Genomic DNA, 20278 nt, shown 5'->3' with positions numbered 1-20278 from the left:
CGCGGGCCGCGCGGTGACTTGTAGCGCAGACTCCGCCAGTGCAGCAGTGACGTATGGTCTTCTCTGGCGTCATGTCCTTGCCGTGATCGCTGCGCATCGTGGGCATTATCAAGGACGATGACGCCCACGGTGCGACCGCCAACGGTCGCTCCTTCGACAGCCCCTATGCCCGCCCGGTCGACCCAAGCCGCGGCCATCCACGTCCGCGTCGGCTATGGCCATGTGTGACAGCTGCCTCGCTCGCCGCTGCCGCTGCGTCCCCGATGCGCCCGGTCCCGCTCATCCCCGCGTGGAAAACTGGGGTCATGATTCGAAGCCCATCCGAAGTCACCGTAGGCGCCGACGGCCTGGTTGCCTTGCCCATGAGTATCTTGGCCGAGGCCGGGATCAACCTTGGTGAGACGCTGCTGGCTTTCAGCGACGGGGATGGCCAGATTGTCCTGCGCCGTCTAGAAGAAGCTGTCAGTGATCTGATCAGTGGTCGCCCGCTGTAGCGACGAGATGCGCTGCACCGCGCTTTCGCCGGACGGCGTTCTCGATTCGGGTCGCTGCTCGGGCGAGGTCGTCGTGTTCCCAAACTCGGATGACTGTCCAACCAGCTGCCGTCAGGGTGTCGTTGGTCTGAGTGTCCCTCGCCCTGTTGCCGTTGATCTTTTCCCGCCAGAAGTCTGCGTTCCTCGTTGCGGGCCTGTAGTGGTCCGGGCAGCCATGCCAGAAGCAGCCATCCACGAATACCGCGATGCGATCGCCGGGGAACACGAGGTCGGCTCTCCGCCGGACGTCGGCGATTGGCCGGGTGTCGACCCGGTAGCGCATGCCGCGGCGATGGAGCAGGCTGCGGAGCAGCAGTTCTGGTTTGGTGTCCTTGCCGCGGTTGCCGCGCATTGAGGCTCGAACCTCGAGCGACGACGCGGTCGACTCGGGCGGCAGCGTCTCTTGCGCCAAGAGTCCCTTTGTTCGGGCTTGTCGCCATGCCTCAGCAAGGTTCTGCTTGCGTGAGTCGAACTCGACTTCGCAGACGTAGCGCTCCTCAGTCTTGCCGTTTCGTGACCACCGTAGATAAGCGCGAACGCGACGTGTGCTCCGGTAGAGGCGGAGCGTGATGGAGGCGCGTGCGAGACGCCCGTCACCCAGGTCGACGTTGCGCCGATTGCGACCGCCGGCGGCACGGTCTTGCTCAACTGCTGGCGCGACCGCGCCAGCTCGACGCTTATACGCGCGTTCCGGAGGCAGCCTGTCCTTCCAGCGCCCCCCGATCCCTGTCTGCGGCATAAAGCTAGTGCCCCGCCGCAGCCAGGGCGTCGGAGACGGCCTTGGCGAAGAACTCACCGAGAGCGACCGGCACGGCGTTGCCCAACTGTCGCATTTGCTCGCCTCGAGGGCCTGAGCCATGCCATTCATCCGGGAACGTCATTACCCGGGCGGTTTCGCGCACGGTCATGTAGCGGTGCAAGTAGGTCCAACCACCCGGTGCTGAGACGTCGCGGACCCGCTCGTCCAGCAGCATCACGGACTCGCCGCCTGGCACGCCGTGAACGCCGGCCTTGACCGTTTTAGCGGGACGATCGAGTTCGTTCGGGGTGTGCCCCTTGTAGATACGGGCTCCAGGCCAACCGACGTGACCGACGGCTCCGATCTCTTCCCCGAAGTCGAACTTCTCCGAAAGTCGGTTCCTATCGACAGGGGGCAGCGCCGGGAGTTTCACGTCCGTGCCGTATCCTTGAATGGCGTCGCGCATTGTGCGCCACGGCTGGCAGTCGTCTTCCTTGATCACCTTCGGGAGGCGCGCACGTACTCGGTCGCGAACGTGGTCCTCTACGGTTGGGTGGCGCTTCCAGTAGGGTCCGTCCTCGTCGCGCATGGACCGGAACAGGGCCGCCTCGGAGAATCTCTCCGTTTTCACGTACTTCTCGAAGCCGTCGACGTCCACGCCGAGGTCGGCCCGGAAGGCCACGAGTACGACCCGATTGCGTACCTGTGGCACGCCATAGCTGGCGGCGTTGACCGGCACCATCACGACTCTGTAGTGATCCGGGTCGCTGTCGTCGTCAGATAGTTGATCGAGAATCCGCGTCAGGTGATCGTTGTGAACCTGCCACTTGACCTCATCGTCGCGCTTCTCGAACGGGAGACTCAGCTCGTTCTGGATGTACTGGAAATAGTCGACGAAAGACGGCCGAAGGAGTCCGCGGACGTTTTCGCAGATAACCACCTTCGGCCGCATCTCTTGCACTGCCTTGAACATGGCCGGGAACATGTTGCGCTTGTCTTCATCGCCCTTGGCGACCCCGCCGGCGCTGAACGGCTGACACGGAGGGCCTCCTGCCAGGACATCGACCTCGCCCTGGAAGGCGCTGAGGTCCAGGTCGCGCACGTCGCCCGGGTAGAGGGGAGCGGGCTGCCCCGGTTTTGGCGGCTGAGGGTTCTTCTCCTCGGTGCGCTTCAAGCCGTCGACACCGAGGGTCTTTCGCGCACTCGAGATGAGCGTCTCGCAGGCGCGGTTGTTGAACTCGTTGAACAGGAGCGGGCGGAAGCCTGCTTGGTGGACCGCCATGGCAAGGCCGCCTCCACCCGCGAACAGTTCAACGCTGGTCCGCGGCTTCTTTGCTTCTTCAGGCAGGTCAACCATGGCGAAACCATACCGCGGAGTTGGTGATCATGGCGAACCTTCACTCGAATGGGTCGCCTATAAGTGAGCAAGGCCATAGAGTTCGTGGTGATCAACACGGCGGAGGGGTCAGGGGGATGGCGCAGGCGGCCAGGTCGGTCGGTCCGGGCGCCTACCACGATGATTTTCGGCTGAGCGTCACCAAGGCTCTTGGTGATCGACTGGCCCGCGCAGTGAGGCTTCACGAGTACCCGGAGTTCCCGAACGAGCACAAGAGCGCCTGGCGGTACTGCCGGTCTGGCAGAGTTACCGAGACGCCGCCCGGGGATCGCCGAGGATGCCCTCTTCGTCGCCGACGGGTGAGCAGGACACGTAGTAGTCGACATAGTCCGCTCCAGCGGGGTTTCCCGCAGACGGGCCGATCACCGATCAGGAAGCCATGCCTGCCGAGTACGCCCCAGCGTGGTTCGACCCTCTGTCAACCGAGCAGATCGCGAACACCATCTGCGAGACCTTCGAGCGGCAACCTCTGGTCTCCATGACCCACGAGATCTCGAGGTTCGAGGGTTCAGGGCTGTATGCCCTGTACTACCGCGGTGCGAGCGTGGACCTGTACCTGCCCCTCGCCAGCCTCCAAATCCCCGTTTACGCGGGGCAGGCCCTTTCCAGTAACAGCGCTACTGGGGAGAGGGTTCGGGAACGATACCCCCTTCACAGCAGGCTTAAGCAACACCGTCTGTCGATCATGGAAGGCAGCCTGCCGATCGCGGAGTTCCGGTTTCGGGCCCTCCTGCTGCCTGATGTTCACGCCGATCTGGGGGAGAACGCGCTGAGGTTCGGATACACGCCAGTCTGGAACAGCAAGCTCAAGGGCTTCGGCAGCAAAGAGCAGGGAGCGACGACCCGCCAGAGCAAGAAGAGTAAGTGGGACACGGTGCATGATGGGCGTCGGCGCACTCATGGTGGTGTCGTTCATGACATTGAAAAGCTAGCGATAGAGACCAAGGCTCACATCGCGCAGCAGGTGAGCGACTACGAAGAACTCCCATGGCCCCACCCCCCTACGGATACATACCTAGATCTCGACATTCCGTGAGTCAGAACGGCAGCCGGTCTGCCGGGGACTGGGGCCAGTTGTCCTGCTGACGGCGGGCACTAGGGTGCGAGATGTTTTGCTCAGGCCGGAGGCAGCGAGCTCCCAATTTCATCCTCCGCTAGCGGAGAGCAGTCGTTGCAGCCACGGTGGTTCGGTGCGGTCATAAGATTGTGTCCGCTAACCAGACGTTTTTGGTTCATCCAGCAGGGGCAGCACTGCTTCGAAGTCGGGCTCGGCCGGCCCACCTGGCTCGGTCGGAAGCCGGACCCACCGGCTGCGCCATGAGACCCATTGGGCGCCTTCAGCCTCGTTCAGCATGAGCTTCACAGACCCGGGCGCGTCGGACGCGGGAGTGGAGGACGGCCGGAAATGGTCGACGCCTTCGGTACGTGGAGTGGCCGGGGCGAGCGCCCAGCGTCGGTACCCTGGACCACATGTCTACTGCCCCGGTTCGCGTTCGTTTCGCCCCGTCTCCGACAGGCATGTTCCATGTCGGTGGGGCGCGGTCCGCTCTCTACAACTGGGCCGTGGCACGACAGTCCGGCGGCACGTTCGTCCTGCGCATCGAGGACACCGACGCGGCCCGGAACAAGCCGGAGTGGATCGACGGCATCATCAGCGCGCTCGCGGCGATCGGCATCCACGGCGAGGACGCGGCCTTCGAGGGGCCGTACTTCCAGTCGCACAACGCGGCCCGGCACAGCGAGGCCGCCCAGCAGCTGTACGCGGCGGGCAAGGCGTACTACTGCGACTGCACCCGGGAGCAGCTGAAGGAGCGCACCGGGTCGGAGCACCTCGGGTACGACGGGTTCTGCCGGGACCGGGGGCTCGCCTTCGAGGCGGGGCGGGCGCTGCGGTTCCAGACGCCGGATGAGGGCGAGACCGTCGTGGTCGACCTGATCCGCGGGGAGCCGGCGTTCCCGAACAGTGCGATCGAGGACTTCGTGATCGCCCGCGGTGACGGGTCCCCCGTCTTCCTGATCGCGAACGTGGTCGATGACCTGGACGAGGGCATTACTCAGGTCATCCGCGGCGAGGAGCACCTGTCGAACACGCCGAAGCAGCAGTTGCTGTGGGAGGCGCTCGGTACCCAGCCGCCGGTGTGGGCGCACCTGCCGGTGATCGTGAACGAGAAGCGGCAGAAGCTGTCCAAGCGTCGCGACAAGGTCGCGCTGGAGGACTATCTCGCCGAGGGCTTCCTTCCCGAGGCGATGGTGAACTACCTGATGCTCCTCGGCTGGGGCCCCGGCGGTGACCGGGAGCTCATGCCGTACGAGGAGCTGGAGCAGCTCTTCCGAATCGAGGACGTCAACACCGCCCCGGCGTTCTTCGACGTGAAGAAGCTGACGGCGTTCAACGGCGACTACATCCGTGCCCTGGCGCCCGCGCAGTTCGCAGCCGCCTGCGCGCCGTGGCTCGTCGCCCCGTACGCGCCGTGGCAGCCGGAGGCGTTCGACCAGGCCGTCTTCGAGACGGTGGCACCGCTGGCCCAGACCCGGCTGGCGTTGCTGTCCGAGATCACTAACAACGTGGACTTCCTGTTCCTCGACTCGCCTGTCGAGGACGAGGCGTCGTGGAACAAGGCGATGAAGGCGGGCGCCGACGGCATCCTGGCCGATGTCCGCGCCGAGTTCGCCACCGTCGCGGACTGGGAAGCGGACGGCCTGAAGGCCGTCACGCTCGCCGTGGGAGAGAAGCACGGGCTGAAGCTGGGCAAGGCCCAGGCGCCCATCCGGGTCGCGGTCACCGGCCGAACGATCGGACTCCCGCTGTTCGAGTCCATGGAGCTGCTCGGCCGGGACCGCGTGCTGGCCCGTCTGGACGCCGCGGCCGAGAAGCTGGCCGCGCAGGCGTAAGCGGCCCCGGTCAGGCGACCTGCGCGAGAAGGTCGCCCCAGGCGTTTCCGAAGTAGTGCAGGTCGAACTGGGCCAGGGCCTCGTACGCGGCCTTGGCTTCGGTTCGGCGCGCCGTAGCGTGTTCCCGGACCTGCGTCGACAGACGGTCGAGGTCCGGCGCCGGCTGGCCGGTCAGGGCCGCGAGATCGCGGAGGCCCGCGACCGGTCGGATCAGGCAGGGCAGCCCGAGCAGCAGTGCCTCGGCTGCGCAGCGGCTCCAGCCCTCCCGCATCCGGGGCAGGAAGACGCCGACGTCGCATGCCCGCAGCAGCCGCAGGTATCGCTCGCGCTCCACGTCGTAGTGCGCACCGCCGAAGCCGATGGTGTTGCTGCCGCTGGTGATCACTTGAAGCCCGGGTGCGCCGGCCAGGGCCACCGCGACCTCTGCGGTGCCCTTCCAGTGGACGGCCTTGCCCGCGTACACGCCGATCGTGTCCGCGGCCAGGTCGAATTCGGCGCGGCACTCGGCCCGGTCAAGGGCGCGTGCCCGTTCGATCTCGGTCATGTCGAAGGCGTTGTAGATCACCCGTACGTTGTGGACGCTGCGGGACCGGAGGAAGTCAGCCCAGTACGGGGATACGCACACCACGGCCGCACACTGCGGCAGCACCCGGAACAGACGCTCCCAGAGCATGGCCTCCACAGGAGTGGAGTCGTGCTGCAACGGCTCGTAGTGGTGCAGGAGGAACACCGTGCGGGCCCGCATCTCCGGTGTGAAGAGCAGCAGGCTGAGGTCGTCCCACACGAAGGTGCCGGTGGCGGCGGAACTCAGCCCCCGGACGGTCGGGGCCAGTCGGGCGAGGTGGCGGATCTTCCGCCAGCGGCGGACGCGGTACGTGCGCTTGTGGTCCGGAACCGTGCGCCACTCGACATCGTCGGCGGTCGCCTCGTGAAGCATCCGAAGGTAGACCCGGCCGCCGGTCCGACCAACCGGCTCCATCGAGTACACGATCCGTCTCACGGGCGTATCTCCTGTTGGTGGTGGATGTGCTCGGCGTTGAGCAGCGTGTGCGCGGCTTCCAGGTGAGGGCTGAGGCGGCGTGCGGCGGCGGCCAGGGGGAGGTGGAAGTCTGTGAGGTTCCGTACGAACTTCCGCCGGCGTTCATGGTTCGGCGAGGCGGCCAGGTCGCGCAGGTTGTGGATGCGGTCGGCCAGCCGTACCAGGAGCTCCTCTGCGGGGAGGGCCGCTGTCTTCACGCGCCATCGGTTCTCGTCGCCCGGAACCTTGGGCCGGCGTTCGAGCCGATGGTCGGGCGTCATCGCGCGTAGGCGTTCAGCGAAGGGTGCCCCCAGCTGGTGGGTGACGAGAGCCTCTGAGCCCGGATCGACCTCCAGGGCGTCGTGCAAAAGGCCGAGGAGGAGGGTTTCGGGCTGTGTGACGCCGAGCTCGGACCGCAGAACCGTGACGACGGCGAGCGGATGCTGGACGTACGGGGTGCCCTGATCTCGGGTATGCCCAGCGTAGATCGCGAGGGCCAGACCGGCAGCCACACGGGCGCGGGAACGGTCCCGGTCGGCCCATGTGCTGGTGGCGAGTGTGGTCAGGATGTGAGGCAGATTGGCAACGGCCATTTCCGTCACCCCTCTCGTAAGGATGGCTGGGGTAGAGCCCGGGGGTCGGGGACGTGGTCGGCGATCAGGAGGGTGTCTCCGACGGCGAGGGCGTCGAGTCCGAGGCCGGCTGCCGCCTGTACGGCCTGCTCGGCGGATCGCAGGATCGGCGTGCCTTTGAGGTTGAAGGACGTGTTCAACAGCAGCGGCAGGCCGGTGTGCTCGTGGAATCGCTGGAGGAGTTCGTGCAGGCCCTGGTGGTCTGTGGCCACGGATTGGACGCGCGCGGTGCCGTCGTGGTGGGTGACTGCGGCTATGCGGTCGGCTCGGCACCGGCGGACGTGGGCGACGCGGTTCATGAAGGGGTCGCCCGCTGACATGAACCACTCCGTGGCGTGCTCGGCGAGGACGGCCGGGGCGAACGGGCGGTACGCAGCTCGTTGCTTGATCGCGTTGAGTCGGTCCCGCGTGGCGGCGTGGCCCGGGTGGGCGAGGATCGAGCGGTGCCCGAGGGCCCGGGGCCCGAATTCGAGCGGTCCCTGTACCCAGCCGACAACGCGGTGCTGAGCGAGCAGCGCTGCTGCCGCCGCCGGTGCCTGGTCCGCCCCCAGGCCGGTCAGAGCGCGGTACCCGGATGGCATCGCACCCGCTTTCAGAGTGCCCGGGTTCGGGCCCCAGGCCGCGTCGGTCGGCACCTGGAGACGTTCCTGCCCGAGCTGGTAGTGCCAGACGTACAAGGCTGCGCCCACAGCGGTGCCCGCGTCGTGCGGTGCCGGCGCCACGAAGAGGGTGTCGAAGCCGCTGTCGTCGGCCAGCCGGCCGTTGAGGTGGGAGTTCAGGGCGCACCCACCCGAGAACACCAGCGCCGAGGCTCTTGTGAGCCGTTGAAGATGGCGTGCGATGTGGATGACCGACTCGGAGAAGACATCCTGGACTGCGGCGGCCAGGTCGGCCCGATCCGAGTCGGCTTGCTCCACGACGTTGTCAGCGGTCCAGACGCGGCCACGGAGCAGCAGCGGTGTGCTGCTGTCCGCCGAGCCCCATGGGTGGCCGATCCGGACCTCGCCGTCGTCGCCGAGCCGTACGAGTTCGCGGATCTGCGGCCCGTAACGCTGGGGGTCGCCGAACGCCGCAAGCGCCATCATGCTGCCCTCGGGTTCGTCGCCCGGTGGGATCACTCTGCGGGCCAGGTTTCGGTAGAAGTGCCCGAGGGAGGAGTGAACGCGCCGAGGGCCGACAGGGCCGGGAACCACGGTCGGCATGCTCTGGTGGATGCGGTCGATGCGATCCGGCCGCAGGTCGTAGCCGGTGATGCGTTCCCGCCCCGGACCGAAGTCGGAGCCGAGGGAGGAGCCGCCGGCGTCAATGACGAGGCCCGCCGCGTGGGCGTGTCCGGAGAGCAGGTACCCGGACAGCACATGGGCGGTGTGGTGGGAGAGGAGGCGGAGATGGTCACCGAGCGGGGCAGGTAAGAGAGCGGCGAGTTCGTCCCGCTCCTCGGTGAGCCACCAGCCGGCTGCGGGGTTGGGGCGCATGGAGGCGGCCCAGACGGCGTCGATGTCTTGCGGTTCGACGCCGGCGGCCTCCAGACACCACTGAAGGGCACGGACCGGTGCGGCGAGCGTGCCCTTGCGGGTGGGGTGGTTGTGCTTGACGCCGCTCCAGCGTTCCTCTTCTGCCGCGTAGAGGCGGCCGTCGACGATCAAGGCGGCGGCGGTGTCGTGGTGGAAGTTCAGCCCGAGGACTGCGGGCATGGTCGTGTACCTCCGGTCTGGAGTCATGCGGTGGGAATGCGGGCAGGCAGGAGAGCGGCGCCCGAGTCGGTGTACTCGTGGCAGCGAAGGCAGAACCGGAAGTGATGGCCTCGGGGGGCGAACACCTTGGCCGCGAGGTCCTCGTCCCAGATGCTGAACTCGCTGTCGTCCTTCGCCATGGCGTTGAAGCAGCGGTAGCAGGAGCCGTCCATCTCGATCATCAGGTGCTGGTCGAGGTAGCGGTCGCAGATGCCGCGCAGCTCGTTCGCCGGCTGGCCGACGTCGACGTGGTGCACGTGGTTGGTGACGTGGATTGCGCCGTACGTGTCGCACAGCCTCGCGAGCTCCACGAGACGGGAGGAACTGATGCCTTCCAGCACGCTGTTGACTACCACGGTCTTGCCGGCTTCGCGGAGACGGGGCACGACGGCGTGCACTTCGGCGTAGTTCTCGTGCTCGTCGTCGCAGCCGATGAGGATCTGGTCGTATGAGCGGAGCGTGGCCTCCATGATCCGCTGGTTGCGGGCCAGCGTGATGGCGTTCGTGCCCAGAACCATGACCTTGTCCGGCAGGCGTGTCCGGGCGGCTTCGCTGAGAGCGGGGAAGTCCCGGTGCACGGTGGGTTCGCCGCCGTTGATGTGCAACTGCTGGAAAGGGATCGTCTCCAGTCGGGTCAGGATGGTGGAGAACAGCTCTGGGGCCATGTTCTCGCCCTGGGCGCCGTCGGCGAAGATACAGAAGTCGCAGGAACGGTTGCACTTCGTCGTGATCTTGATCTTCGCCGTTTTCAGGGCGCGGGGCTGGGACGCACGCGCGGGCATGGCGGGGCTCCTTGTGTCAGAGGTGGATGGCACCGGGCGGGAGGCTGAGGAAGTCCTGCACCGTGGACTTCTGCCGGTGCCAGAGCGCGAGGGTGGTGCGCAGAGTGTCGACAGTCGTCGGTCCGGTGGGGATCAGCCCGGCCATTCGGGCGGCCAGGCGCTGGGCGGGAGTGGCACCGTCTTCCGCGAGCGCGTTCAGGGTCTGTGCGGCGGAACGGAGTTCCTTTGCCTCCCGCCGGATCAGGTACTCGGTCGCGACACCGTGCGGCGGATCGAGGTAGTACAGCCAGCGGGCGACACGTACGCGGAGCATTCCGGCGGTCATTGCCCAGTCGGTGGCAGTGGACTCCTTGCCCTTGTCGGGAGGGTGGCTTGCCTGCGGAATGCGGCGCATGGCCGCTTCCAGGGAGACGTGTGCCGCGCGGAGCAGGTGGCGCGCGCTGCGGAGTCGCCCGTTGGGTCCGTCTTCGGAGTGCCGGAGAAACAGCTCGGCGTACGCGTCCAGCCCGTCCGGGCGCCACTGGGTGAGCGCGGCGGTCTTGCCGGGGCAGCGCGTCCGTGTCGCGAGTGCGGCGGCAGCGAACCAGCAGGGGGCGAGGTAGTGCCAGGCCACGCAGTGACGCCGGTACGCGGTGATGTCCTCGACCACATTGTCCGTACTGTCCGCAGCGAGCTGGTACCGGCCTCCGAGCCTCGACTGGAGGATTGCCCGGTAGAAGCGTTCGTCGATCTCGCACCAGGGGGCCATCTGGGCCCGGGACCTCCAGCGTTGGAAGTCCCGGGCGCTACCGCTGATCAGCGACCAGGTCGCGAGCTCAGGTGCGCAGACGAGCCGTCCGTCCGCTTCGGGCACGGTGAATGCGAACCCGGGAGGGTGCTCCAGAAGCCGCCCGTGGGAGACCTCTCGGCGGACCGCGGACTTATGCGCCGCGGCCAGACGGTGATTCCACTCCTCCCAGTTAGCGGGGGCCTCGGGAAGGAGGACACGCACGTCGATGTCGGAGTGGGGAGCCAGCAGATCGGCCGGCTGCCATTTGTGGGTGAGCATCACGGCCCCGACCCCGTGGGCATCCAGCTCGTGTTCGTACAGCGCTCCGAGACCCGGGTAGAGCGGCGGCGCTTCGGCCGCGACCATCACCGCTCTCCGTTGGAGGCTCGGGTGCACCAGGGCTGGGCCGCGGCCGAGGGGAGGACGGGGAGCAGGGGCAGCAGGACCGGGGTGCCCTCGGGACGCTCCATCCGGTCCCAGCGAAGGTCGTAGTCGACGTAATGGAAGCCCTGCCAGGCGTCGTTCGTGTTGCGTTCGAGCATGGCCTGGAAGAGGTGGGCGAAGGCGTCGCCGAGGGTGCTGTCGGCGAGGTGGGGCTTCAGGGGGATGTCACGGTTGTGGAGGATGCAGGGGCGGGCCACACCAGTGGGCGTGATCTTGATGCGATTGGCGTCGGAGCAGGTGGCACAGCTGGAGTTGGAGATGAAGCCGATCGAGCCCGCCCAGCCGTCGGGACGGAGATACTGCCCGGGGCTACGGACCCCGAGCTGTTCACGAGAGACCTCCCCCGCACCCGCGAACCATTCATGGAGACGACTGCGGACGTCCGCCTCGTTGATGAACTCGGTGTCGAACAGCGCCTGTGCGGGCCCGATGTTCTGGAGTTCGATCAGACGGACGGCGACAGGTAGGTCGCGGGCCAACTCGGCCACGGCGAAGGCGTCGTCCAGGTAGGTGCGCTGGAGGACGCAGTTGATCTTCACCCGCATTCCGAGGGAGAGAGCCTCGTCGAGGGTGCGCATAGTCGTGCGCGGATCGCCGCCGCCCATGATCGTGGCGGATCGCGTCGGGTCGAGGCTGTGGAGGCTGAGGTTGAGGTACGTCAGTCCGGCGCGGTGCAGCTTCTCCACGCTCAGCCCGCGGCGTAGGTTGCCGTGGCTCGTCATGCCGATCGCGGCGTCGCACCCGAGGCCGTCGGCGAGGCCCTCGATCACGTCGAGGATGTCCGCCCGCAGGGTCGGTTCGCCGCCGGAGCAGTGCGCCTTCCGGATCTTCCAGACCCCGGCCTCGGCGGCGATGGCCGCGTAGTCGGCGGTGGTCAGGGGGCGGTCTTTGTGCCCGTAGTCCGGCATGCAGCGGGGCTTGCAGAACACGCAGTCCAGGTTGCACAACGAGTTCAGGGTGAAGGCCAGGTAGGGGTGGTTGCGGCCGGTAGCCGCGAAGGCTGCGATCAGGTCACGGTGGCGGGTGGTGGGCATGGGTCAGCCTCCTGCGAGGGGGGAATGGGCGTCGGGTACTTCGGCCAGGCCGTTGAGCGGCTGGCCAGCAAGGAAGCGGCGCAGGTTCTCGGCGAAGAACGCGACCGCCCCGTCCATGTACGTGTGGCAGAGCGTCGAACTCTTCGGCGTGAGCACGACCCGGGGGTGGAGCCGCAGAGGATGGCGAGGGGGCAGGGGCCTCGGGTCGGATACGTCCAGCGCGGCGCCCCGCAGGTGGGCGGTATTGAGGGCGGCCAGGAGGGCCGACTGGTCGACGGTTGCCGCACGGCCGAGGTTGAGGAAGATGGCTCCCGGCTTACAGGCCGCGAAGAGGGCGTGGTCGAAGAGATGGTTCGTGGCCCGGGTGGCCGGCAGCAGGTCGACCACCACGTCGCCGACGGCAACGGCCTGGTGCACCGCCGAGGCGTGCATCCAGGTGATCCCGTCCCGCGCTGCCACAGGCGGCGTCCGGCGTACTCCGATCACGTCCATACCGAAGGCGCGGGCGGTGCGCGCGAGGTGGCCTCCGATGCTGCCGCAGCCGACGATGGTCATCGTCGACCCGGCCAGGTCGAAGAACTCCTCGGCGAGGTCGTCCTTCCACCAGGTCCGGTTCCGCTGAACGCGCTGGCTCGTGAACAATCCGCGAGAGAAGCCCAGGACCAGCCCCATGGCGTGCTCGGCCATGGGACGGCCGTGGAACCCGTACGAGCGGGTCAGGGCCACCCCGGCGGAGTGCGCCTCGGCAACGGGCAGATGGTCGGTGCCGGCGGCCGGGGATGCGATCCAGTTCAGACGCGGCGCGCCGACCAGCCAGGAGGGTTCGAACCGCCAGCCGAAGTAGATGCTGACTTCCGCCATCCGGTACGGCACGTCCTCCTCGGCGGCCGTACGGAAATCCACACCCGGGAAAGAAGCACGAAGGGAACGCTTGTGCTCGGCAGACAACCGCCAGAACGAATGCGGGGATTCCAGGTTGATGAGCACCACCGGCCGGGTCACTGGCTCCTGCTTTCCCCGGTGGGCGACGGAGCCAGAGCCCAGGGGGCGATGCGGCCGATGGCGGAGCCGATGGTGGCCTCGTAGTCATGGCGTGAACGCACCAGAGCCGCACCGGCGTTCCGGAGCCGCTCGCGTTCTCGGGGCAGGGCGGTCAGGGCTCGGTGCAGGGCGGACGCCAGGGACTGGGAGTCCGTGGGTGCGGCGGTGAAGCCGGTCTCGCCTTCGATGACGGTCTGGGCCAGTCCGCCGGCGCTGGTCGCGACGACCGGCCCCGCCCCCGCCGCGAACGCCTCCAGAGGTATCCGTCCGAAGGGCTCCTCGCGCGAGGGAACGACGACCGCGTGCAGCGCGGGGCTATGCAGCCAGGAGCGGATGGAGGGGGTGAAGCGGGTGATCAGCGTCGCGTCCAAGCCGGAGGCGCGGATACCTGCTGCCAGGTGCCTCTGGTACGAGCTCAGGTGCTCGTGTTCACCTGACGTGACGGCCGCCAGGAGCAGATGCGGAAGGCGGACCCCTCGTTCCTTCAGAACGTGCAGCGCCTCCAGGAGGTCTTCGAACCCCTTGCTGGGCACCGCGCGCCCCATCGCAAGCAGAAAGCCGGCTCGGGCCTTGAAGGGCAGGGGCCGAACATGCGTCGGCCTGGCCATCTCCTCTCGGATCAGCCCGTTCGGGATGTTCACGATGTGCGCCCGCGGGATGGCACAGTTCGTGACGAGGTGGTTTCGCATGTGGGTGGAGATGGCCCCGATACGACCGCCCTGGGCGGTCGCGGCCCGCAGGGCCTCACGTTCCCAGCGGATTCGGGACAGGTCTCCAGGCCGCGTTAGGGCCGCTGCGGAGCGCGGGACGAGCAGCAGGTCCGTGGTCGGTGACGTGTAAGCCGCGAGGCCGAGGAAGGGAATGTCGAGGCCGACGAACAGGCAGCGGCTCGTGCGATCGACGACGCGTGCGGCAGCCTTCCCCGCCATAGCGCACAGCTGCGTGGACCCGCGGACCGAGTCCGGGGGCATCCGGACCTCGGGAATCGTGATCACCTCGGCCTCCGCCTCGTCCAGCATCAGCTGGACCTCGCGGATCCACCGCCGATCGTGTGCGACCGCTGTTACAGAGACGGGTGGGGAGATCACGGAGAGGCGGCCCGTCGGCAGGAGGCGGGCGAGCGCCGTGAGGAAGGCACGATTACTGAAGCCGGTGCCCGACTCGGCGCCGTACAGGCCCTCGTGAAGGGCGACGACTACGCGCGGATAGCGAACGGCCGTCGGCACTTCAGCGGACGGGGACGGCGGGGTCGCATGGTCGATGCGCACCGTGTGGTGCCTCCTTCGAAGACAGGATCTTGTAGGCGCGGGCATCAGAGCGTTCTCGCAGGCGAAGAGCTGGACGCGCGTCAGCCGGCACCAGGCGCGGGTGCCGTCGGCGCCGGTCGTCAGGGACCAGGCGTCGGCCAGTGCCTCGACGAGGACCAGGCCCCGCCCCGATTCGGCCTGCTCCTCGGGCGCCGGGTGAGAGGCAGGCGCGGGTCGAAGGCAGCCACCGTCGGTCACGGTGATCTCGACCTCCAGGCCACCGATGACGGGGCTCCTGCGGTCTACACACAGGACCAGGGGCGGGTTCCCCGAGGCGAACGCATTCGTTGCGAGTTCCGACCCGATCAGTCGGGCGTCGTCGAGCAGGTCCGCCTCGGTGCCGAGGAGTGCCACAGCGACGGCTTCCCGAGCGACCGCGGCCGCCCTCGGCCCGTATGGCAGGTCCGTGATCAGCGTGGTCGTACCGCCGCCATCGGCGTACCCGTGTGAGGGTGCGGAGACCGGTCGCCCGATGGCGCGCTCCAGCACACTGCCCGGACGGTCTCGGGAGGTGCTCGTGTGGTTTCTCAAAGCCCACCTCTTTCTCCGCCGGCGTCGAAGGCGGCGCCTTCCGCCGTGACTCAAGAACACCGGAGGAGGCCGGTCGTGCAGCACCCGATCAGTCGGTCAACTCGGTCAACTTCCTTGATAGGCAGGAGATTCGGCAGCTGCCTTCCCCACCATGGGGAGCGCGAAGTGGTCGACGAACCCCTGGGACGCGAGGTGGTCGCACGTGGCACAGCAGGCAGGGGGACCGAACGCCGTGCTGTCGGGCTGCCTCGACGAACTCGGATGGAGCCCCAAGGCGCTTGCTCGCAAGCTCAACAGGGTGTTCGGAGCGGGCACCGTTGCCGAGTCGGCGCCGTACCACTGGAGGGACGGCGGTTCCCTTCCGCGTTCGCCGTTACCGATGATGGCTGCCTACGTGCTTTCCCAGGAGTTGGGTAGAGCCATCTCGGTGGCTGCACTGTGGCAAGGCCGCGCGGGCGACTCCTCGGCTCTCGTCCCTGCGGACACGGATCTCGCACGGCCCTGGACCGTACAGGGCATGGAGGCGATCGTGGAGGACTGGGTGATGGGAGGGCTCGTCGACCGACGCCGATTCCTTGCGATCTCGGGCGCGGGGCTACTCGCGATCGTCGCCCAGTACCTTGACGGAACGGCAGGCCGAGGCCAGTACGCGCCCCGGATAGCTCCGTCGAACGGCGCCGATCCACTTGTCGACCAGGTTGAGCAGCACCTGCCCATGCTCCAGTTGCTTGACGACGAGCACGGAGGAGCGCGACATCTCCCTTACGTAGGTGCTCAGTTCCGTGCGGTGGGACTACTCATTCACGATGGTGGTCACTCGCCCGTCGTGACAAGCAGGCTTATCCGCGCACTCGCGGAGATCGGCCAGCTGGCCGGCTGGATGGCCTTCGACGCGGCCGATCACGGCCTGGCACAGCGCTACTTCGCCACGGCACTGCGAGCCGCGCATCAGGCCAACGACCTTCCATTGTGCGCCCATATCCTCGGCGACCTCTCCTTCCAGGCAGCGAGCCGAGGACACCCAGCGGACGCAATCGCCCTCGGCGAGGCCGCCCGCCGCGCCAGCGAAGCCGCTCCGCCCGCCGCCCGGGCATCCGTCCTTTCCCGGCTCGCCTACGCGTATGCCGCCGCCGGCCGTGACAACGACTTCGCGCACACCCGGGGCTCTGCCCGAGAACTGATCGCAAGTCGGGACGGCAGCCAGGAGGAGCCCCGGTGGATGTACTTCCTGACCGACAACCACCTGGACTGCCAAGCCGGCTACGGCTTCATCCAGATGGGGCGCGCGCGGCAGAAGGCCGACGGCAGCACGAAGGATCGACGATTCCTCGCGCAGGGGACCGAGATGCTCCGGTCCGGGGCATACGACGTTCCGCGTGGCGATCCCAGCCAACGGAGGGCCATGTTCGAAGGTGCCTGGCTGGCCTTGGGGCACAGCGCTCACGGAGACCTGGAGGCGGCCTGCGAGATCGGACAGATCGCGGCTGACCGCCTTGACGCCGTGCGTTCACCGAGGAGCGCCGCCCTACTGCACCAGCTTGCCGCGGACCTCCGCCGCCGCCAGCGCAACCCACACGTCCGCAGCTTCCTGCCGGTCCTCGAAGACGCCCTCGCCCGACATGCTCCATCCACGCCACCCGGCCGTTAATGTCGAGATCATGAACGCAGGGGAGCGCGTTGTTGTTGTCGGGGCTGGGGTGGCAGGACTGACCACTGCCGTCGTACTCGCCGAGGCCGGGGCCTTGGTGCGAGTGATCGCCGAGCAGGTGCCCGGCGCCACCTCGCTGGCCGCCGGGGCTATGTGGGGCCCGTACCTGGTGGAGCCGAAGGACAAGGTCGATCGGTGGGGGCAGCGGTCCCTGGAGGTATTCCGGGAGCTGGCCGAGGACCAGGCCACGGGTGTCCGGCTCACCAGAGGCATCGAGGCATCGCGTACGGCCGAGTCTCCACCGGACTGGGCTACGGCTCTGCCAGGGTTCCGGCCGTGCGAGCCGACCGAACTTCCGACCGGGTTCACCGCCGGGTACCGGTTCACAGTGCCGCTGATCGACATGCCCGCGTATCTCGACTACCTCCTGCGCCGGCTGCATGCGGCCGGCGCAACGGTCGAGCAGCGACGTTTGACTTCGCTCGCGGAAGTCGGCCCAGTCTCTGTGATCGTCAATTGCGCGGGCTTGGGAGCCCGCGACCTGGTCCTGGATCAAGAACTGCGGCCGATTCGCGGCCAGCACGTAGTCGTCACCAACCCGGGGGTCACCGAGTTCTTTTCCGAGGACACCGGTACGTCACCGGATCTGTTGTGCTTCTACCCGCATGGAGAGACCGTCGTCCTGGGCGGCACAGCCATTGACGGTGAAGGTGGCCTCGTCCCAGACGACAAGGCGGCGGCTGGCATTCTGGCTCGATGTGCCAAGGTCGAACCCCGCCTCGCCCGCGCCCGTGTCCTGGAGCACCGGATCGGCGCTAGGCCGACCCGATCCACGGTTTGCGTGGAGGCGGAGCGGGGGGAGGGCGGTGCGCTGGTCGTGCACAACTACGGTCACGGGGGTGCCGGTGTCACTCTGTCGTGGGGGTGCGCCGAGGAGGTTCGGGATTTGCTTGCTCCGAACTGACTCTGGAGCTGCGGCCGCCATAGGGAGAGCAGCAGACCACTCAGCTCACGGAGGCTTCCGTCCAGCAGGCGCTCGGTGCGGTGGTTGGTGTGGCGGGTGCGCTCGACAGAGTCGAGCTGTACCTCAAGGTTGGCCGCAAGGTGGCCCGCATCGGCGTCTGAGATGGAGACCGAGCGCCGGCCCCCGGTGGTGGGTCGGCGGTGGGTCAGTTGGCCTTTGTGGGACGCCGTGAGGTCGATCTATTCATGCGCACGAACAACCGCTCCAACGCGCGCCTGCCCTCCACGGCGACTTCGTTCACGGAGTGCCACCGCGACTATAGCCGACCCACAGCCGACCGCCGACCTGCTCCAGCACTTCGTCCACGACTTCCACGAGCGGCTCAATCCGCCTGGCCAGTACGTCACGAAGGCCGTCGTGAAGGCGCATGCTGAGTTCCGGCGCCGTGGTCTCAAGACGGCGCGCCAGCCACTTCCCGCCTCCGTTCCAGGATGCGCCGGCGGTCAGCGCCAACTCGGCAGTGCGTCGTACCAATTCGGTGGCAATGAACAACCGTTCGCTCTGATCTTCGCTCCCTGCGAGGTCGTCGAGAAGGTCAGTGATCGCGTAGCGGCGATCATCGATCTCTTCAGCTGACACCGTGGGCGGTCCCGCTGCGGTCAGCTTCCGGGCCTCAGCGGCGACGTAGGCGCCGACCCCGTCGTGGTCGAAGAGCAGGATCCCGTCGGCGCACATCCAGAGCAGCGGTGATCTGCGCTTTCGTACTTCCCGTTCGACGAATGCCTGCCACGTTGCCTCGGTGTGCGCAAACATCTCCACTGGCCACTCACCGTGCTGGAGGCTTGCCCGGTACGGGGCTGGGGATCCATGGAGGAGCACCACGATGTCGAGGTCCGACATCGCCGTGCGGCGGTCCGTCACGACGCTGCCTCCCAGGAAGGCGGCCCGGGCGTCAGGGTGGTGCTCCTTGATAACGGCACGTGCGGCGTCGATCGCATCCATGCAGCAACTATTCAGCACTCTGTCTGTCGTGCGCACCGGATTTCTACGGGGATACGGCAGGGCTGTCCCCAGGGGCAGACTGCTGCTCCATCTGGCGTGTCGCCAGGCCAGCGGGCCCGTGCCTGCGGGCAAGAAGTCGGCGAATGGTCTCAGGTCGTGGCCTTGGCCTCCGTCTGCTCTGCCATCGATGCGAGATGGAGGTCACGGCTCCTACGCGGTGCTTCCGCCGACGTACGAGCGTCGGCCGTGTCCCAGTTGTCCGTTGGCATCCAACCCAGTCGTCTTGCCATCGAACCGAGCCCCGCCGAATCCGGCATGCCCCCACCCGCAAAATAGTGACGCCCCATAGACCGCTACGTCTTCTCTATAGACAACCCAGACCCCATTTCGTAACGGTTACCTATAGCAATCGATAGAGATCACATAGAGTGCTGAGGGGGTCCTTGTGAGGTTCACCATTGAAGGCGCGAGCGAGGAGTTCGAGGGCAAACTCCTCGCCCTGATCGCCGAGCACCGAGACGAACTGGCCGTGTCCGTCGACACCGCATGGGGTGCCGACCGGGCGATGGTCTTCCTGAACACACTCAATGAGGACGCCCGCCAGTTTGTGCGCCTGGTCGTCGAGTCCGACGGCCATCTGGAGGCTGTCGTGCTGCGCGAGGCGTTCCCGCGCGGACTGCGCGGCCCCACAGTGGCCCTGACCTACGCCCTCAAGCGCGGCTACAAGCACGGCTGGTGGCCCGAAGGTACCGAGGCGCCAGTCACAGTGGTCTACGGCGGTGGCCCACAGGACGGATGGCGGCAGGCATCGGCCTACGAGATGTCCGGTGAGGATCTACCCGTTTTCCGCGCCGCCCTAGCTCACTACGACGCCACCACATCCCGGCCCCCTTGGGACGAGGAGGCACCCTCCGCCTTCGCCGTGCATCCAGGCTGGGCGGCCGATGCTGACGCACCGAGGGCGCTGTACGACGATCCGCCGACCGCCCCCAACTCCCCGGACGGAGAAGCATGGTGATCGGGGTTGCGCAGCTAACCCCCGCCTGACGCATCCTCGGCGCGGCCCGTCACAGTGGCGGGCCCTACCCGCCTCGCAGGAGTGATGCCGCCGTGTCCGCGCTCTTCGACAAGTTTCTGATCCCGACTGCAGTTGGCCTGATCGTCACCGGCCTCGCTGCCGCAGCCAGCTGGCTCTACCGGCGTCGCCGGACCACCCCGACACCACCCCGCGTGCTGCGCCGCTTCAGTCTGCTTGGAACCGCCGACGCTGGCGGCACTCCTCTGTACTACGAGACCACCCGGGCCCCCGGCAGCGTCGTCACTCGCCGGGTCGGCAGCCTGCCTCAACGCTTCGAGCTAACCGATGCGCCGCTCGGCGACGGCACGTACGCCGCCGAACCCCTCGATCACCTGTAGGGACGGCCAGTGCATGGAGGGTGTGTTACCGCGAGTGCCCTCGTGCTGGGCTGCCCACCAGTACTTTCACCGCACGATTCCGTTAACAACCGCAGCCAAGCGAAGCGGCTACGTTCGCTGTCAAACGACCGGGTTGAATGACAGCGGACGCCAGTTCGCCGGGGGCAGACAGGAAAGAGCCACGAGAGACTGGCCAGCGAGGGCAGAGGGATGTCAACGTAGACGACCCGCCAGAAGCCCAGGTCAGAGTGCTGATCGGCGCGCCTGCGGCTCCCCCTGGCCGCAGCTTCTCCACTCGTCTGTCTAGCTGGCGGCGCGACGCCGACAGCGGGCTCGGGCGCTTGCCACCCGAGGTAGCCGTCGCCCTGAACCGGCAGGCTCCCATCCAGGCGCTGCC

18 protein-coding genes are annotated in these 20278 nt (G+C 67.5%); 7 read left to right on the top strand and 11 right to left on the bottom strand.

Features of this window, described 5'->3' with window-relative positions:
* Positions 1-305: 305 nt before the first annotated feature.
* The gene (locus tag NBG84_RS23520; protein WP_250921550.1) at positions 306-494 is read left to right on the top strand and encodes a hypothetical protein; all 189 of its coding nucleotides are present in this window, start codon (positions 306-308) and stop codon (positions 492-494) included.
* Here the strand turns inward: NBG84_RS23520 and NBG84_RS23515 are convergent.
* Positions 475-945 carry a very short patch repair endonuclease gene (locus tag NBG84_RS23515; RefSeq protein ID WP_250921549.1) on the bottom strand — a complete coding sequence of 157 codons (471 nt, stop codon included), beginning with the start codon at positions 943-945 and terminating at the stop codon, positions 475-477. The genes NBG84_RS23520 and NBG84_RS23515 overlap by 20 nt on opposite strands.
* A 331-nt stretch (positions 946-1276) precedes the next feature.
* On the bottom strand, positions 1277-2629 hold the full coding sequence (locus tag NBG84_RS23510; protein ID WP_250921548.1) for a DNA cytosine methyltransferase: 1353 nt from the start codon (positions 2627-2629) through the stop codon (positions 1277-1279).
* Positions 2630-3047: 418 nt separating this feature from the next.
* Here NBG84_RS23510 and NBG84_RS23505 point away from each other — a divergent pair, with 418 nt between their 5' ends.
* Together NBG84_RS23505 and gltX are read left to right on the top strand one after the other, a co-directional pair.
* Positions 3048-3704, top strand: coding sequence for an Eco29kI family restriction endonuclease (locus NBG84_RS23505; protein WP_250921547.1), 657 nt, complete (start codon positions 3048-3050; stop codon positions 3702-3704).
* 482 nt (positions 3705-4186) lie between these two features.
* Positions 4187-5560: a glutamate--tRNA ligase gene (gene gltX, locus NBG84_RS23500; protein WP_250921654.1), complete on the top strand. Its 1374-nt coding sequence runs from the start codon at positions 4187-4189 to the stop codon at positions 5558-5560.
* Between the two features lie 10 nt (positions 5561-5570).
* Here the strand turns inward: gltX and NBG84_RS23495 are convergent, their stop codons facing one another.
* The 8 genes from NBG84_RS23495 to NBG84_RS23460 are packed head-to-tail and all read right to left on the bottom strand — an operon-like array spanning position 5571 to position 14851.
* Positions 5571-6560, bottom strand: a complete 990-nt coding sequence (locus tag NBG84_RS23495; protein ID WP_250921546.1) for a glycosyltransferase — start codon at positions 6558-6560, stop codon at positions 5571-5573.
* The gene (locus NBG84_RS23490; RefSeq protein WP_250921545.1) at positions 6557-7171 is read right to left on the bottom strand and encodes an HD domain-containing protein; all 615 of its coding nucleotides are present in this window, start codon (positions 7169-7171) and stop codon (positions 6557-6559) included. Before NBG84_RS23490 ends, NBG84_RS23495 begins: the two co-directional genes overlap by 4 nt.
* A 5-nt stretch (positions 7172-7176) precedes the next feature.
* On the bottom strand, positions 7177-8904 hold the full coding sequence (locus tag NBG84_RS23485; RefSeq protein ID WP_250921544.1) for a carbamoyltransferase C-terminal domain-containing protein: 1728 nt from the start codon (positions 8902-8904) through the stop codon (positions 7177-7179).
* Between the two features lie 23 nt (positions 8905-8927).
* A complete protein-coding gene (locus tag NBG84_RS23480) occupies positions 8928-9725 on the bottom strand; it encodes a radical SAM protein (protein ID WP_164258892.1) in 798 nt (265 codons plus the stop codon).
* A 16-nt stretch (positions 9726-9741) separates the two neighbouring features.
* Positions 9742-10860 carry a hypothetical protein gene (locus NBG84_RS23475; protein ID WP_250921543.1) on the bottom strand — a complete coding sequence of 373 codons (1119 nt, stop codon included), beginning with the start codon at positions 10858-10860 and terminating at the stop codon, positions 9742-9744.
* Complete coding sequence (locus NBG84_RS23470) at positions 10860-11972, bottom strand: radical SAM protein (protein WP_250921542.1); 1113 nt, start codon at positions 11970-11972, stop codon at positions 10860-10862. The genes NBG84_RS23475 and NBG84_RS23470 overlap by 1 nt, the downstream gene beginning before the upstream one ends.
* A gap of 3 nt (positions 11973-11975) precedes the next feature.
* Positions 11976-12974, bottom strand: a complete 999-nt coding sequence (locus NBG84_RS23465) for a D-2-hydroxyacid dehydrogenase (RefSeq protein WP_250921541.1) — start codon at positions 12972-12974, stop codon at positions 11976-11978.
* The gene (locus tag NBG84_RS23460; RefSeq protein ID WP_250921540.1) at positions 12971-14851 is read right to left on the bottom strand and encodes a glycosyltransferase; all 1881 of its coding nucleotides are present in this window, start codon (positions 14849-14851) and stop codon (positions 12971-12973) included. The genes NBG84_RS23465 and NBG84_RS23460 overlap by 4 nt, the downstream gene beginning before the upstream one ends.
* Positions 14852-15053: 202 nt before the next feature.
* On the opposite strand from NBG84_RS23460, the gene NBG84_RS23455 reads away from it, so the two are divergent.
* Positions 15054-16499, top strand: a complete 1446-nt coding sequence (locus tag NBG84_RS23455) for an NsdA family TPR-like regulatory protein (protein ID WP_250921539.1) — start codon at positions 15054-15056, stop codon at positions 16497-16499.
* A gap of 10 nt (positions 16500-16509) precedes the next feature.
* Positions 16510-17463 (top strand): FAD-dependent oxidoreductase, encoded by a 954-nt coding sequence (locus NBG84_RS23450; protein ID WP_250921538.1) that lies wholly within the window; start codon positions 16510-16512, stop codon positions 17461-17463.
* A 297-nt stretch (positions 17464-17760) separates the two neighbouring features.
* Here the strand turns inward: NBG84_RS23450 and NBG84_RS23445 are convergent, their stop codons facing one another.
* Positions 17761-18465, bottom strand: a complete 705-nt coding sequence (locus NBG84_RS23445; protein ID WP_250921537.1) for a nucleotidyltransferase domain-containing protein — start codon at positions 18463-18465, stop codon at positions 17761-17763.
* A gap of 445 nt (positions 18466-18910) precedes the next feature.
* On the opposite strand from NBG84_RS23445, the gene NBG84_RS23440 reads away from it, so the two are divergent.
* Together NBG84_RS23440 and NBG84_RS23435 are read left to right on the top strand one after the other, a co-directional pair.
* Positions 18911-19483, top strand: coding sequence for a hypothetical protein (locus tag NBG84_RS23440; RefSeq protein ID WP_250921536.1), 573 nt, complete (start codon positions 18911-18913; stop codon positions 19481-19483).
* 92 nt (positions 19484-19575) lie between these two features.
* A complete protein-coding gene (locus NBG84_RS23435; RefSeq protein ID WP_250921535.1) occupies positions 19576-19881 on the top strand; it encodes a hypothetical protein in 306 nt (101 codons plus the stop codon).
* Positions 19882-20278: the final 397 nt, after the last annotated feature.

This window comes from Streptomyces albipurpureus, assembly GCF_023701525.1.
Lineage (GTDB): Bacteria > Actinomycetota > Actinomycetes > Streptomycetales > Streptomycetaceae > Streptomyces > Streptomyces albipurpureus.
The sequence above is the reverse complement of the archived record's forward strand: the minus strand, read 5'-3'. Positions and strand labels throughout refer to the sequence as shown.

Coding starts and splice junctions, on each gene's coding strand:
- NBG84_RS23475 (WP_250921543.1), bottom strand. CDS start 10,860: ATGGTCGCGGCCGAAGCGCCGCCGCTCTACCCGGGTCTCGGAGCGCTG.
- NBG84_RS23490 (WP_250921545.1), bottom strand. CDS start 7,171: ATGGCCGTTGCCAATCTGCCTCACATCCTGACCACACTCGCCACCAGC.
- NBG84_RS23480 (WP_164258892.1), bottom strand. CDS start 9,725: ATGCCCGCGCGTGCGTCCCAGCCCCGCGCCCTGAAAACGGCGAAGATC.
- NBG84_RS23450 (WP_250921538.1), top strand. CDS start 16,510: ATGAACGCAGGGGAGCGCGTTGTTGTTGTCGGGGCTGGGGTGGCAGGA.
- gltX (WP_250921654.1), top strand. CDS start 4,187: ATGTTCCATGTCGGTGGGGCGCGGTCCGCTCTCTACAACTGGGCCGTG.
- NBG84_RS23505 (WP_250921547.1), top strand. CDS start 3,048: ATGCCTGCCGAGTACGCCCCAGCGTGGTTCGACCCTCTGTCAACCGAG.
- NBG84_RS23485 (WP_250921544.1), bottom strand. CDS start 8,904: ATGCCCGCAGTCCTCGGGCTGAACTTCCACCACGACACCGCCGCCGCC.
- NBG84_RS23520 (WP_250921550.1), top strand. CDS start 306: ATGATTCGAAGCCCATCCGAAGTCACCGTAGGCGCCGACGGCCTGGTT.
- NBG84_RS23445 (WP_250921537.1), bottom strand. CDS start 18,465: ATGGATGCGATCGACGCCGCACGTGCCGTTATCAAGGAGCACCACCCT.
- NBG84_RS23510 (WP_250921548.1), bottom strand. CDS start 2,629: ATGGTTGACCTGCCTGAAGAAGCAAAGAAGCCGCGGACCAGCGTTGAA.
- NBG84_RS23470 (WP_250921542.1), bottom strand. CDS start 11,972: ATGCCCACCACCCGCCACCGTGACCTGATCGCAGCCTTCGCGGCTACC.